Source organism: Paracoccus versutus, from assembly GCF_000763885.1.
In the GTDB taxonomy this organism is placed as follows: Bacteria; Pseudomonadota; Alphaproteobacteria; order Rhodobacterales; family Rhodobacteraceae; genus Paracoccus; species Paracoccus versutus.
The window spans coordinates 1-13,656 of sequence record NZ_JRKO01000045.1 but is presented as its reverse complement, the minus strand read 5'-3'; the positions used below and the strand labels follow the sequence as shown (position 1 = coordinate 13,656).

Genomic DNA, 13,656 nt, shown 5'->3' with positions numbered 1-13,656 from the left:
GCTATCAAACCGAAAGCCGGGCCTCAGGCGACCAGCTTTTCGGTCTCGCGGTCGAAATAGCGGATACTGTCCCGATCCGCCTTGAAGCTGGCCGCGTCGCCCGGCCGATAGCTCGCCGCCGCCGGGGCCCGCGCGATCACGCTGCCCGAGGGCAGGTCGAGATGCACGAAGGTCTCGGACCCATGCGGCTCGGCCACGCGGACGGTGCCGTGCAGCACCAGCGCCGCGCCGGTCGTCCCGGCATTAAGCGGCGCCAGATCCTGCGGGCGGATACCGACGGCGACGCGCGGCGAGGACGCCTGACGCAGCCCCGGCGGCAGCGCATCCGGGACCAGCGCGACCCGGCCCGCATTGGCGCCGAAGCCAAGGCCGTCGCCGGACAGCTCCGCATCCAGCATGTTCATCTCGGGGCTGCCGATGAAACGGGCGGTGAACATGTCGGCGGGGCGGTTGTAAAGCTCCATCGGCGCGCCGACCTGCAGGATGCGGCCCTCGCGCATGACCACGATGCGGTCGGCCATCGACATGGCCTCGACCTGGTCGTGGGTCACGAAGACGATGGTGCTGCCGAGACGCTGGTGCAGCTGCTTGATCTCCAGCCGCATCTGGCCGCGCAGCTGGGCGTCGAGGTTCGACAGCGGCTCGTCGAACAGGAACGCCTGCGGGTCGCGCACCATGGCGCGGCCGATGGCGACGCGCTGGCGCTGGCCACCCGACAGCGCGGCGGGACGGCGTTCAAGCAGGTGGGACAGGCCCAGGATCCTGCCCACCTCCTGCACGCGGGCGTCCTTTTCCGCCCTGGACAGTTTCGAAGTGTAAAGCCCGAAGCCGATGTTCTGATGCACCGTCATATGCGGGTAGATGGCATAGTTCTGGAACACCATGGCGATGTTGCGCTGCTTGGGCTCCATCTGGTTCACCACGCGCGCGCCGATCTTCAGCGTGCCGCCCGAGATGCTTTCCAGCCCGGCGATCATGCGCAGCGTGGTGGACTTGCCGCAGCCCGAGGGGCCGACCAGCACCACGAATTCGCCGTCGGCGATCTGCAGGTCGATGCCGTGGACGGCGGTCGAAGCGCCGTAGGTCTTGACGATCTTGTCGAGGGTAATGCTCGCCATCATGCTCCTCCCGAGAGCTGATTGAAGGATTGTTCAAGGGCTTCAGCCGCCGCGCGGTTTTGCGCCGCGCGGGCCGCGGCCCGGTTTTCCAGGGCCTGCAATTCCGCCCCGTAGCCCGCCAGCGCCGGTTGCAGCGCCGCCGGGGCGGGGCCGCCGAAACGGTCGCGCAGGGCGACGAAATGCGCCGCAGACGTCGCCTGGGCGAAGGCCGCGGCGTCCATCTCGGGCGCCTGGCCGGTCGCGGCCTGATAGGCGCGGCGGAAATGCGGATAGCCGCCCGAGGACAGATCCTCGCCCGCCGCAACGACCGCGCCCGCGACCTCCGAGGCGATCTCATGCGCGGCGCGGAAGGACAGGCCCGCCTCGCGCACCAGCATGTCGGAAAGCTCGGTCACGGTGGCGCAGGACAGGCGCAGGTTGCGGGCCACGCGGGCGCCATCGACCTGCAATGCCGCCATCACCCGGCCGAACAGGCGCAGGCTGCGCAGGGCGGCGTCGAAGGCCTGGTGGCCGAAGTCCTGCGTCTCGCCCTCGCTGTCGTTCATGTCGGTGAAGGGGGTGTTGTGCAGGATGTCCAGGACCGCATTGCTGCGCGCCCAGGTCTGGCTGGCCAGGTGGCGCAGATGCTCGATGGCAACCGGGTTGCGCTTTTGCGGCATGATCGAAGAGATCTGCACCAGCCCGCCGGGCAGGCGGATCTGCCCCACCTCGAAGCTGCTCCAGAATTGCAGGTCCTGGACCGGGCGGCCCAGGTGCAGGAACAGAAGCGACAGCGCCGAATAGGTCGCCGAGATGTAGTCCACCGTCGCGATGCAGCCATAGGAGTTCTGCAGGGGCGCCGCGAAGCCCAGGAGCTGGGCCACGCGATGGCGGTCGGTCGGAAAGCCGGTGGTGGTGATCGCCGCCGCGCCCAGGGGGCAGCGGTCGACGATTTCCAGCGCCGCCTCCAGCCGGGCCAGGTCGCGCAGCATCACCTCGGCCACGGCGGCCAAGTAATGGCCCAGCGTGGTCGGCTGCGCCGGCTGGCCGTGGGTATAGGCGACGATCAGGGTCTCGGCCTCGCGCCCGGCGGTGGCCAGAAGCTGGGCCAGCGCCGCGCGGCCCTCGGCCAGCGCCGCCTCGACCCTGGGCTTCAAGGCCAGCCGGAACAGCGTGTGGTCGATGTCGTTGCGCGACCGCGCGGTGTGCAGCCGCCCGCCCAGGTCGGGGCCGATCCTGGCCTTCAGCGCCTTTTCCATGGCGAAGAAGAAATCCTCGACATCGCCGCCATAGCGCATGGCGGCGGGGTCGGTTTCGGCCCAGACGGCGCGCAGCCCGCCCGCGATGGCGCCCGCCTGCGCGGGCGTCAGGATGCCGGTCTCGGCCAGCATCACCAGATGGGCCTTATCCACCTGCCGCAGCGCATGAGCATGGCCCGTGCGCGCACCGTCGAACAGCGGCGCCAGCACCGTGTCGCGATAGACCGGATCGGGAAAGGTGTCGGAAACATGGGTCATGGTCAGCCCTTCACGCCGGCCAGCATGACGCCGCGGACGATATAGCGTTGGAAGAACAGGAAGATCAGCAGGGTCGGGATGGTCGACAGCGCCGCCCCGGTCATGATCATCTCCCACTGGATCGACTGCTCGACCGCGAAGCTGGAAAGCCCGACCGGCAGCGTATAGAGGTCGCGGTCGGTGGTGACGATCAGCGGCCAGAAGAAGGCGGTCCAGTTGCCGAGGAAGGTGAAGATCGCCAGGGCCGACAGCGCCGGCGTCACCAGCGGCATGGCGATGCGCCACCAGATGGTGAATTCGTTCAGCCCGTCGATCCGCGCCGCCTCGAGGAAATCGTCGGGCACGGTTTCGAAGAACTGGCGCATCAGGAAGACGCCGAAGGCGGTCATCAGGCCGGGGAACATGATCCCCCAATAGGTGTCGGTCCAGCCCAGGCTGCTCGACATCAGATACCACGGGATGACCAGCATCTCGGTCGGGATCATCAGCGTGGACAGGATCGCCAGGAAGACCAGCTTGCGGCCCGGAAAGCGGAACTTGGCCAGCGTGTAGGCGACCAGGCTGTCGAAGAACAGGCACGAGACCGTGGTGATCACCGCGATCAGGGTCGAGTTCAGGAACCAGCCGAGGAAGCGGCCGTCCGACAGCACGCGGACATAGTTCTGCAGCGTCGGGTTGGCCGGGACCAGGCGCAGGTCGAAGACCTCGCCCGCCGATTTCAGCGAGGTCGAGAACATGAAGAGCAGCGGCGTGATCATGATGACCCCGCCGACGAACAGGCAGGTCCAGGCGATGATCGCGCCGGGGCGGATGCTGCGCGGGACAGGGGCGGTTGCGGATCGGCTCATCTCAACGGCTCCGCAGGATCCAGAGCTGGATCATGGTGATGACCAGCAGGATGGTGAACAGGACGACGGTCTGCGCCGCGGCGTAGCCCATCTGGTATGACGAGAAGGCGGTCTGGTAGATCATCAGCACCAGCGGCTTGGTCGAGTTCAGCGGCCCGCCCGGATCGTTGCTGGTCATGTTGTAGACCTGGTCGAAGATCCGCAAAAAGCCGATGGACGAGAACACGACCAGGAACACCGTGGTCGGCTTCAGCAGCGGCAGGGTGATCCGGTGCAGGATGGTGAACTCGCCCAGCCCGTCCACGCGCGCGGCCTCGTAATAGGTCGTCGGGATGGCGCGCAGCCCGGCCAGGAAGATGATGATCTGGAAGCCCAGGCCCGCCCAGATCGCCGTGACCATGATCGCCGGCAGCGCCTGTTCGGTCGAGCGCAGGAAGGGCTGCGCCTCGAAGCCCAGCATGCCGATGAAGCCGTTGATGATGCCGATGGGCGGCGGCTGGTAGAACAGCCGCCAGACCCAGGCCATCGCCGCGGCAGTGGTCAGGAAGGGCAGGAAATACAGCGCCCGGATCGCGCCATGCAGGAAGCGCACGCGGTCGAGGTAATAGGCGATCACGAACGATATCGCGATGCTGATGGGCGTGCCGATCAGCAGATAGGCGAAGGTGTTGCGGAAGACCTGCCAGAACAGCGGGTCGGCCAGCATCTTGCGGTAATTGTCGAGGCCGATGAAATTCGCCTCGTTCAGCAGGTCCCAGTCGGTCAGGGACAACCAGAAGGCTTGCAGGGTGGGATAGAAGCGGACGACGCCGAAGAACAGGATCGGGACGGCAAGGAAAAGCCATGCCCAGACGATCTGCTTGGTCGTGACCGACAGCCTGTCCCACAGGCGCAGGGAACCCGTCCCTCCGCCGGAATGGTCGGATGGTGTCATAACATGATCCTGGATGCTTGAAGCCGCACAAGATCCCCGGCCCTTCGGCCGGGGCCGGCGGGTCATTTCGCGAAATGCCTGTCCAGCAGGGCCTGTTCCGCCTTGGCGGCCTCGGCCACAGAATCCGCCGGGCTCTGGCCTTGCAGCAGCGCCCGGTTCACCATGTCGATGGCGATCTGGCGCTGCGCGGCCTCGTCCACGAAGCGGGTGGTCTGCGAATAGTCCAGCGCCCGGATGAAGGGGCCGAAGACGGGATCGGCCAGGTTCGCCTCGGTCATGGCGACGTCCTTGCGGGCGGGCAGCTCGCCCACCTCCTTCTGCCAAAGCTCCATGGCGGCGGGCGACGAGATATAGGCCAGGAACTTCTTGGCCGCCTCGAGTTCCTCGCCCGAGGCCGAGGCGCCAATGCCATTGGCGAAATAGCTGGCATAGTTGGCGCGGGTGCCGTCCGCCGCCGCCGGCAGCTCGGCCACGCCCCATTCGAAGCTGCCGATGGTGCCATAGCTGGCCAGGCGGAAGGTTCCGTCCACCACCATCGCCGCCAGCCCGGCACGGAAGGCGGCCTGGCCCTCGTCCATGAAGCCTTCCTTGCCGACCTTGTGCTGGGTCTGCAGCGCCAGGTAATAGTCCAGCGCCTTCAGCCCGGCCTCGCTGTCATAGGTGACGGTGGTGCCGTCGTCGGAATAGGGTGCGCCGCCATATTGCGCGGTCAGGATCGTGCGCCACCAGTGATGGTCCTGCCGGGCGATGTCCAGCGCGATCCCGGCCTGGACCAGGTTGCCGCCATTGTCATGCCTGGCGGTCTTTTTCGCGACCTCGACCAGTTCGTCCAGCGTCTTCGGCGGCTCGGCCACGCCGGCTTCGGCGAACAGCTTCTTGTTGTAGAACAGCGCCATGGTCCGCACCGCCGTCGGCAGCGCGTAATATTGCTCGTTGCGCTTCATCGCGCCGACGATCGGAAAGAACTCCGCCTCGATCGCGCTTGCGGGAAAGGCGTCCCCGGGCAGCGGCTGCAGGATGCCGCCATCGACGAAATTGTCGATCCAGCCATAGAAAAGCTGCACCACGTCGGGGCCCTTGCCGGCGGCATGGGCCGCAACCACGCGGGTCTGGTAGTCGGCATAGGGGAATGTCACCTGCTTCACGGTGATGCCGGGGTTCTCGGCCTCGAACGCGTCGATCAGCGTGTCCATCGCCTTCACGCGGGCGTCAAAGACATATTGCCAATATTCGATCTCGACATCCGCCGAAGCGAGGGTCGGGCCAAGCGCGGTGGCGCAGGCAAGGGCGGCGGCAAGGCGCAGCCTTGCGCGGCCGGTCAGGGCGATGCGGGTCATGGGTCTCCTCCCGAGGTTACGCAAGCGCTTGCATAACATGTGCAAGCGCTTGTGTAAACTACCGGGGTCGACCGGGGATTGACCCCGGAAAATTCAGCGAATATCCTAATTTTCATAAAGTCGCGTTGCGCAAGCGAAGGGAACCACATGGCCAATGATCGCCCGAATCAGGGACAGGGCATCGGCCTGAAGGCGGTGGCGGACGAACTGGGCCTGTCGCAATCGACGGTCAGCCGCGCCTTGCGGAACCACCCCTCGATCCCCGCTGCCACGCGTGAGCGCGTGGCACAGGCCGCCAAGCGCATGGGCTATGCCCCGAACGCGCGGGCACGGGGCCTGGCCATCGGCCGGACCGAGGCGATCGGGCTGGTCTTTCCGCTCGAACGCCTGCGCCTGGTCCAGACGAATTTCGTCGATGTGCTCAGCGGGATCAGCGACGTCGTGACCGAACGCGGCTACAACCTGCTGCTGTCGCCGTTTCGCGACGACGAAGCTTCGGTGCTGCGCCGCCTGGCGACATCGCGGATGGTGGACGGGCTGATCATCACCCGGCCGCTGGTCCATGACCCGCGCATCCGGTTGCTGGCCGACACCGGCATCCCCTTCGTCGTGCATGGCCGCAGTGACGTGGACATTCCCTATTCCTACGTCGACGTGGACAATTTCGAGATCTTCAGGCGGCTGGCCGAGCTGTTGCTGGACTATGGGCACACCCGCATCGCGGCGCTGAACTCCTATCGGCGGTTTCGCTATGCCGCGGCCCGCGCCGCGGGCTATCGCGCCGCGATGGACAGCCGCCGTCAGCCCGTCGACCCGGATCTGGTGCTGGAAACCGCGATGACGGAAGAGGACGGGGTGGCATGCGCCGCCCGGCTCTTGTCCTTGCCCGAGCCGCCGACGGCGATCATCTGCGGGTCCATCTTCCTGGCGAAGGGGGTCTATCGCGCCGCAGCCGAGGCGGGGCTGCAGATCGGCCGCGACCTGTCGGTCGTGGCCCATGACGACCAGCTGCGCGGGATCTCGGCGGCGGATTTCGTCCCCGCGCTGACGGCCACGCAGCTTTCGGTCGAAATGGCCGGGCGCCGGCTGGCCGAGATCCTGATCGACCGGATCGAGGGCAAGCTGGGCGACGACCCCGTCGGCGAAGTATCCCGCCCCGATTTGATTTTGCGCGAGTCGGTGGGCCGCCGGTGATTGCAGCCTCAGCCGCCGGAAGAGTTTATCCTAGTTCAACGCGCTCTAGCGCAGGTCGCGGTCGCGGGCGCGCATCCCACGATGCTTGCGATTGGCCGAACGACGCGTCCCGAGACGCGCTGCTTAGACCAGCCCTTTCAACCTCATAACGAAATCCCGGCTTCAAGACCCTGAATCTGCGCTACCGTCCTGACTGAACGACAGAACCGCCCTCAGACAGCTTTCAAAGGCGCGGCCGAGCATACTTTCCATGTCTCAATGGTTACGCCCACATCTATCAGATTCGCAGTCTCGACGGCTATGGGCGTGATCAGGTCAACGTCGACATCCAGCGTCTCGATTCCGACCATAGCCACCACGTCGAGCTGCCCTTTGATGTCGCCGCTGAGCACGACATTCGCGAGACGGATCCCCGGCTTCCGCAGATCAAGCAGGCCGTCAGGATCGCCACGGGCGCGCGAAAAGGAAATGGGAGCCCGGTTGTTGGTGCAGGGGCCGCGCCGATGATGATTGAGGCGCCCGAGACGGTTGGACAAGATGATCCCAACCTTCCCGCCGCAGCATCCGCAGGTCATCAGGCCGGAAAGGAGAGAGACAGGCCGGTTCGCCAGATGCAGCCGCCTCGCCCTGCCCTCCCACGCGTGCTGGCCGGATTCAGGCCGAAGATTTCCGCGATCTGCTTTTGGCATTCGCGCACCGCGTTCCAGAGCGCATCGTCCACGATCCGCAGATGCGGGACCTGCGCTCTGATCCATGCGGCTTCCGGGTTCGGGCGCGATACCCGCTTGCCGGTGCTGGGATCCTTGACGAAGCGGAGCCGGTTCCAGACCAGAACGCCCGCGTAAAGCTCGTTGTTGACGATGCCGGTTCCACGATTGCGGGCCTCGAGTACTGGTATCGCCCCATCCCCGGCCCAGCGGGCCGGGGATGCCCTTCTTGTTCAGATCGACAGCGATAGCCTTCGGGCTTTTGCCGACGCGAACTCGCGGAAGATGTAGCACGCGACCTCGGCTTCCTCGGGAATGATTTCCCGGTCGCCCCGGATCGGCTCGCCGCTGGCGTCAAGCTTCTTGACGACCTTGAGACCGCCGCCCGCCTTGCCCTTCTCTCCGCGACATCGGACAGCATCGGCCGCGTTCTGAACGAGATATCGACGCCCTCGGACACGGCGGCAAGCGCGCCCATCACCGCTGCGACATCCTCCTGACTGTGTCCCGTCACCTTCCGGGTTTCCTCCCGGCTCAGCGCCGCCTCGCATTCCAGGAACAGCGCCGTCGAGCAAAGCCATCATCTCGGCCGCTCTATGGAGCCGCTGTTCGGCCTCGATCATGTCGCGGGTGGTGAGGCGATCTTCGCCGTGTCCGTCCTTACCCAATTCGACCAGATCGGACGAACCGCGCATCGCGCCCATGACCTCGTTGAACTGGTCGATGCCGGCGCTGTGCCGATGCGCGAACGTCGATTGCCGATGCGTGATCGCGTCCAGCGCGATGGAAGGTTCGGCGATCAATCCTGCATCGTCCCATCGAAGCGACGCCAGAGATGATCATCGCAGCCCCGCTGGTGCTACAGCACGGCTGGCGGCACGATGAGGATGAGCCCCTCCAGTTCCTCGCTGGCAAGGATCTGGCAACTCAACCGACTCGTCGGAGTCCGCTCTCCGTCGACCATGTCCAGCATCTCGTCCTCGAGCGGGCCCGGCGGGCCGAGACGTTCCGCCCAAACGGGATCGGTTGCGACATGACAGGTCGCGCAGGCAAGCGCGCCGCCGCAATCGCCATGGATGCCCGGCACGCCCGCATCGCACGCGGCCCTCATCAAGTTGGTTCCCGAGGCGACATTCGCGCTGATTTCGCGGCCATCGGCATCACGCCAGGTTATGAGAGGCACTGTTGGTCTCCGTGTATTTCCCCAGGCGCGCATCCGCGCCCGGGTGGAATTCGCAAAGGCGTGGGAAGCATCAATAGGCACTGACCGCGCGCAAGGGCGTTTCTTCCGGGGGAACCTGCCGGCCGAGATAGCGATAGAAGTCCCAGATCGTGCCCTCATAGTCGCGCGGCGCCAGCGGGCCGGAAGGCGCGTGGCGGGACGCGAGGGTTCGCTGCATCCTTTCCAGCTTCTCGCGATCCTCGCGATTGACCTCATGCCAAAGCGCGATCCTGTCCTCCAGCTCGTCCTGCGTGAGCTCGTCGCCCCAGGTGGACATGGTCCACCGCACCCGGATGCGATCGACCGCCAGGGGCTGGATCGAGAAGGAGACCAGCAAGGTCGCCGCCTGGCTGGCGATCTGCGTCGGGAACAGGCAGAACAGCGTCGAGCGGCGCCGCTCCTCCTCGGTAAGGCCCGGTGCCCCCGTGCCGCGCGATCCCGCGGTCTCGGGATAGTTGGCGCAATAGGAGGTGAAGCTGTCGTCGGACATCGACTTCCGGCTCAGGCCGGTCGGCGTGTAGGGATGCAGCGTTTCGGGATGCACCACCGAAAGATGGTAGGCTTCCATGAAGTTCTCGACCAGGCATTTCCAGTTGGTGCGCCACTCCTCCTCGAAGCTGCGCACGATCCGCATTTCCCCGGTGCGATAGTGGCCGAGCAGATCGCCGAGCTGGCCGAGGCGCGGCGCCAGCGGGCGGGCCTCGGGATCCAGGTTGGCATAGATGAAGCCGTTCCAGACCTCGCAGGGAAACGACGGCAGGCTGCAGGTTTCCCTGGTGACGCCCTTGTCGCGCATCCTGGGGGCGTTGACCAGTTCGCCGGCGCGGCCGTAGCTCCAGGCATGATACGAGCAGACGAAGCGGCGCGTGGAGCCCGACCCCTCGGCCAGCGGCATGCCGCGGTGGCGGCAGAGATTGGACAGCACGCGCACGGCGCCGTCGTCGCCGCGCACCACCAGCAGCGGCTCGTCGAAAAGCTGGCCGGTGAAATAGTCCCCCGGACCGGGGATCTCGTCGGCCCGGCCGAGGCAGTGCCACTCCCTGGACAGGAAGGTCTCCACCTCATGGCGGAAATAGTCGGGATCGGTATAGAACCGGCCCGGCAGGCATTGCGCGTCATGCTCCGGCAGGCCGGCGACGACGCGCAACCTGTCGTTCATCGACGGGATATCGGAAATCGCGGTCGTCATCGGCCTACTCCGCGGCCAGGGCGGCAGAGCGGTCGAAGCCCGCGGTGCGTTCGGCGATGTAATGCATGAAGTCGTAGATCGGCCGCTCGAGATAGGACAGGTGCCCCGGCCGGGCCGCATTCGCGCTGAGGCCGCGGAATACCTTCTCGGTGCAGCCGCGATCCTCGGCATTGACCTCGTCCAGCAGGCCCTTGAGCGTGGCGACATATTCCTCGGCGCGCGGATCGGCCATGAATTCGGGGGCCAAGCCGCCGCCGAAGACGATCGCCACCTGCCCCGCGCCCTTGGGATGCAGCGACAGATACCAGAAATAGCCGGGGGTCAGCGTGATCAGATGGCTGGGATAAAGCGTGATCAGCGCCGTGGTCTTGCGCCAGCGCCCCTCGAGCCGGGTGTTGTCGGGATGCGCGTTGCCCATCGGCAGCGAGGCTTCCTTGGTGATCCAGTGATAGTTGAAGGCTTCCAGGCCCGGCGGGCACTCCATTTCCTCCAGCTTGGAATGACCGCCCACGGTCGCGGCATGGCAGACCGGCAGGTGATAGCTCTCCATGAAATTCTCGGCGAGCACCTTCCAGTTGGTGTCCCAGACATGGGTTTCGCGGAAGCACTCGACATAGTTCTCCACCCCATAATGGGCGATCAGCTCTTCAAGCGGCGCCAGGGCCGGGGCGAGGCTGGGGCGATCCTTGTCCAGCGTGATGTAGATCCAGCCGAGCCATTCCTCGCAGCGGATCTGCGGCAGGGCATAGTCCTCCTTGCAGAAGCCGGTGGTCCTGGTCATGAACGGCGCGCCGCGCAGCTTGCCGTCCAGATCATAGGTCCAGGCATGGTAGGGGCAGACCAGCAGGCGCTTGTTGCCGCAACCATCGACCAGCGTGGACATGCGGTGCAGGCAGACATTCGAGAAGGCGCGAATCTGTCCGTCCTTGCCGCGCAGCACCACGATGGGCTGGCCGGCCAGATCATAGGTCAGATAGTCACCGACATTGGGCAGCCCGCTCGACCGGCCGACGCAGATCCATTCCCGCGAGAAGATGCTTTCGAGTTCGCAAGCCAGGAAATCGGGGCTCGTATAGACGGCGGGCGGCATCGCATGGGCGTCTTCGAGCGGGCGGTTGACGGCCTCGAGCAATTCGGAAACGGGCTGGGCTAGTGACATAAGGGGGCTCCTTGTCTTCGCATGGGAAAAGTCCTGGCAGCCGGCCAAGCGGGCCGCCGGTCGGAAATCAGCTTGACCTTTTTCCAAGGAATATCAAAACTCGAATATCCGAGGTTTAAGCCAGCTTTTATATGGTTCGTTTCACCCTACGCCAATGCGCCTACTTCCGCGCCGTCGCCGAGCAGGGCGGCATCGCCCAGGCGGCGCGCGTGCTCAACATCTCGCAGCCCTCGGTGGCACAGGCGCTGGACAAGCTCGAGGATGTGACCGGCCTGGTGCTGTTCGAGCGGCACCACGCGCGCGGGCTGACGCTGACGCTCCAGGGCCGACTGTTCCTTCAGCATGTCATGCGCCTGGAGGAACAGGCGCGGCAGGTCGAGCGCGAGGCCACCGCGCTGGCTGCCGAGGCTGCCGGAGAGATTCGGCTGGGCGTGTTCTGGACGCTGTCGCCCTTCTACGCGGCCGGCCTGATTCGCAGCTTCAACGACGCGACCCCCGGCGTGATCGTCCGGCAGCAAGAGATGGCGCTGGCCGATCTGGCCGATGCGGTGCGGGATGGGTCGATCGACCTGGCGCTGACCTATGACCGGGGCAGCGTGCCGGATGGGCTGGCCTTCGTGGAACTGGCGGAGTTGCGGCCGATGGTGGTCGTTGCCGCGGATCATCCGCTTGCGGGCCAAGGCTCCGTGCGCCTGGCCACGCTTGCGGATGAGCCCTATGTCATGCTCGACGGTCCCGGCAGCCGCCGATATTTCGAGGATCTGCTGGCGGAAAGCGGCATCAACCCGCCGATCTCCTATGTCTCCACCTCGCTCGAGTCGGTGCGCAGCGCAGTGGCGTCGGGCTTCGGCTTCACCTTGCTGGTGATGCGCCCGCCTTCCGCGACCACCTATGACGGCGGCGCGGTGAAGACCCTGGAGATCGAGGATGATCTGCAGCCCCTGCGCATCGTGCTCGCCTCACGCGAGGGCGTGCATCGCGGGCTCATCGCCCGGCGCTTCACGGACCATGCGGTCGCGTTCTTTGCGGCGCGCCACGAGGCGACAGCCTGACGCAAGGAGATTGCCGGACGGGCCGGCCTACCGCATCAGCGTCTTCAGATCGGTGGCCACATCGGCCACCAGATCGGGGGCTGCGGTCCGGCCCGATTCGATCAGCCGCTTGCCCACCATGAAGGCACGCGGGTCGTTCATGGCATCGACCGCCAGCAGCCGCTCGCCCGAGTAATACCAGATGCTGACCGCTTCCCCGTCGCCGGGGCGCGTGACCACCCGGTCGTAACCCAAGTTCAGGCCGGCGATCTGCAGCTTGCAATCGTATTGATCCGACCAGAACCAGGGCTTGGGCAGGTAATCCCTGTCCGCGCCCATGATGTTCGCGGCGACGAGTTCGGCCTGGTCGATGGCGTTGCCGACCGATTCCAGCCGCATCTGGACACCGTTCAGCGGAAACGAGGCGCAATCCCCCGCCGCCCAGACATGCGGTGCCGAGGTGCGCCCCTGCGCATCGGTGCGGATGCCGTTGTCCAGCGCGATCCCCGCCGCCTGGGCCAGGGCGGTGGCGGGGACGATGCCGACCCCGACGATGACGAAATCCGCCGGCAGCTCCCTGCCATCCGTCAGGCGCACGGCGGTCACATGGCTTTCGCCCAGCAAGCGGTCGACGGCCATGCCCTCCATGATGGCCGCGCCATGGCCGGCATGCAGCTTGCGGAAATAGGCCGAGGTCTCGGGCGCGGCCACGCGTTGCAGGATGCGCGGCGCCATCTCGACCACCGTGACCTCCAGCCCCAGCTTGCGCCCGACCGCCGCGGCCTCCAGCCCGATATAGCCGCCGCCGATCACCACCAGCCGGCGGCCGGGGGCGAAGCTGGCGCGGATGGCGTCGATATCGGCCAGGGTGCGAACGGTATGGACCCCGCCAAGCGTCCCGCCCATCTCGGCCGGCAGGCGGCGGGGAACCGAGCCGGTGGTCAAGGCCAGCTCGTCATAGACCAGCACCTCGTCCCCGACCGTCACGCTTCGCGCCGCGGGGTCGAGGGCCGTCACCGGCTGCCCCAGTTTCAGGGTGATCCGGTTTTCGGCCCAGAAATCGGCGGACCGCAGCCAAAGCCGCTCCTCCTCCATCTCGCCCAGCAGATAGGCCTTGGACAGCGGCGGCCGCTGATAGGGGGGCGCGGGCTCGTCGCCGATCACCGTGATCTCCCCCTCGAATTTCAGCGCGCGCAGCTTGGCGGCCAGGGCGGCCCCGGCCTGGCCCGCACCGATGACGACGACATGCGACATGGTTTCTCCTCTCAGGCTGTCTGATGTGTGAACCGCCCTCACCTTGGGGTCAGGCCCCTGAGCCGTTCCGAGCGCCTGCGGAGCAGCTCGACGGTGGTGAGCAGCGCGATGGAGAAGATGACCAGCAGCGTGGCGACGGCGAGGATGGCGGGCGAGATCTGCTCGCG

Annotated in this window: 14 protein-coding genes and 1 pseudogene; 2 read left to right on the top strand and 13 right to left on the bottom strand. The window is 66.3% G+C overall.

All coding sequences use genetic code 11. The features are described 5' to 3' along the window. Positions 1 to 23: 23 nt before the first annotated feature. The 5 genes from IT40_RS18865 to IT40_RS18845 form a co-directional block, all read right to left on the bottom strand. Entirely contained in the window at positions 24 to 1,118 is a 1,095-nt protein-coding gene (locus tag IT40_RS18865; protein WP_036758410.1) for an ABC transporter ATP-binding protein, read from the bottom strand. Next, positions 1,118 to 2,614 carry an argininosuccinate lyase gene (gene argH, locus IT40_RS18860; RefSeq protein ID WP_036758349.1) on the bottom strand — a complete coding sequence of 499 codons (1,497 nt, stop codon included), beginning with the start codon at positions 2,612 to 2,614 and terminating at the stop codon, positions 1,118 to 1,120. The genes IT40_RS18865 and argH overlap by 1 nt, the downstream gene beginning before the upstream one ends. A 2-nt stretch (positions 2,615 to 2,616) precedes the next feature. After that, positions 2,617 to 3,462, bottom strand: coding sequence for a carbohydrate ABC transporter permease (locus IT40_RS18855; RefSeq protein ID WP_036758347.1), 846 nt, complete (start codon positions 3,460 to 3,462; stop codon positions 2,617 to 2,619). Position 3,463: 1 nt separating this feature from the next. Next, entirely contained in the window at positions 3,464 to 4,396 is a 933-nt protein-coding gene (locus IT40_RS18850) for a carbohydrate ABC transporter permease (protein ID WP_036758345.1), read from the bottom strand. Between the two features lie 62 nt (positions 4,397 to 4,458). After that, complete coding sequence (locus tag IT40_RS18845) at positions 4,459 to 5,733, bottom strand: extracellular solute-binding protein (protein ID WP_036758343.1); 1,275 nt, start codon at positions 5,731 to 5,733, stop codon at positions 4,459 to 4,461. A gap of 147 nt (positions 5,734 to 5,880) precedes the next feature. Here IT40_RS18845 and IT40_RS18840 point away from each other — a divergent pair, with 147 nt between their 5' ends. Beyond that, the gene (locus IT40_RS18840) at positions 5,881 to 6,927 is read left to right on the top strand and encodes a substrate-binding domain-containing protein (protein WP_052096140.1); all 1,047 of its coding nucleotides are present in this window, start codon (positions 5,881 to 5,883) and stop codon (positions 6,925 to 6,927) included. 212 nt (positions 6,928 to 7,139) lie between these two features. On the opposite strand, the gene IT40_RS29685 is transcribed toward IT40_RS18840, so the two are convergent. The 6 genes from IT40_RS29685 to IT40_RS18815 all read right to left on the bottom strand — a co-directional run bounded on the left by IT40_RS29685 (position 7,140) and on the right by IT40_RS18815 (position 11,204). Next, on the bottom strand, positions 7,140 to 7,463 hold the full coding sequence (locus IT40_RS29685) for a hypothetical protein (protein WP_208021302.1): 324 nt from the start codon (positions 7,461 to 7,463) through the stop codon (positions 7,140 to 7,142). A gap of 38 nt (positions 7,464 to 7,501) precedes the next feature. Next, positions 7,502 to 7,759 carry a recombinase family protein gene (locus tag IT40_RS29680; protein ID WP_243700165.1) on the bottom strand — a complete coding sequence of 86 codons (258 nt, stop codon included), beginning with the start codon at positions 7,757 to 7,759 and terminating at the stop codon, positions 7,502 to 7,504. A gap of 108 nt (positions 7,760 to 7,867) precedes the next feature. Further along, positions 7,868 to 8,437, bottom strand: a complete 570-nt coding sequence (locus IT40_RS30175) for a hypothetical protein (RefSeq protein ID WP_036758340.1) — start codon at positions 8,435 to 8,437, stop codon at positions 7,868 to 7,870. 56 nt (positions 8,438 to 8,493) lie between these two features. Next, the gene (locus IT40_RS18825) at positions 8,494 to 8,850 is read right to left on the bottom strand and encodes a 2Fe-2S iron-sulfur cluster-binding protein (protein ID WP_052096139.1); all 357 of its coding nucleotides are present in this window, start codon (positions 8,848 to 8,850) and stop codon (positions 8,494 to 8,496) included. Between the two features lie 37 nt (positions 8,851 to 8,887). Further along, on the bottom strand, positions 8,888 to 10,045 hold the full coding sequence (locus tag IT40_RS18820; RefSeq protein WP_243700160.1) for an aromatic ring-hydroxylating oxygenase subunit alpha: 1,158 nt from the start codon (positions 10,043 to 10,045) through the stop codon (positions 8,888 to 8,890). A gap of 4 nt (positions 10,046 to 10,049) precedes the next feature. Continuing rightward, entirely contained in the window at positions 10,050 to 11,204 is a 1,155-nt protein-coding gene (locus tag IT40_RS18815; RefSeq protein WP_036758335.1) for an aromatic ring-hydroxylating oxygenase subunit alpha, read from the bottom strand. Positions 11,205 to 11,335: 131 nt separating this feature from the next. Here IT40_RS18815 and IT40_RS18810 point away from each other — a divergent pair, with 131 nt between their 5' ends. After that, positions 11,336 to 12,256 (top strand): LysR family transcriptional regulator, encoded by a 921-nt coding sequence (locus IT40_RS18810; RefSeq protein WP_052096137.1) that lies wholly within the window; start codon positions 11,336 to 11,338, stop codon positions 12,254 to 12,256. 27 nt (positions 12,257 to 12,283) lie between these two features. Here the strand turns inward: IT40_RS18810 and IT40_RS18805 are convergent, their stop codons facing one another. Together IT40_RS18805 and IT40_RS30170 are read right to left on the bottom strand one after the other, a co-directional pair. Continuing rightward, positions 12,284 to 13,489, bottom strand: coding sequence for an NAD(P)/FAD-dependent oxidoreductase (locus IT40_RS18805; RefSeq protein WP_036758333.1), 1,206 nt, complete (start codon positions 13,487 to 13,489; stop codon positions 12,284 to 12,286). Between the two features lie 38 nt (positions 13,490 to 13,527). Then, positions 13,528 to 13,656: pseudogene (locus IT40_RS30170) on the bottom strand (ABC transporter permease); the annotation flags it as partial.